Genomic DNA, 213 nt, shown 5'->3' with positions numbered 1-213 from the left:
AATTATGGATAACAATCAAATGCCGAACATGATGCCGATTATGGATAACAATCAAATGCCGAACATGATGCCAATTATGAATAACAATCAAATGCCGAACATGATGCCAATTATGGATAATAATCAATCACCAAATATGATGCCAATTATGGATAATAATCAATCACCAAATATGATGCCAATTATGGATAATAATCAATCACCAAATATGAT

At 31.0% G+C, this 213-nt stretch carries 1 pseudogene; it reads left to right on the top strand.

Features of this window, described 5'->3' with window-relative positions:
* Positions 1-213: pseudogene (locus V7S50_RS06800) on the top strand (peptigoglycan-binding protein LysM); the annotation flags it as partial.

This window comes from Bacillus sp. CCNWLW194 (genome assembly GCF_037120585.1).
Taxonomy (GTDB): Bacteria; Bacillota; Bacilli; order Bacillales; family Bacillaceae_G; genus Bacillus_A; species Bacillus_A basilensis.
The sequence above is the reverse complement of the archived record's forward strand: the minus strand, read 5'-3'. Positions and strand labels throughout refer to the sequence as shown.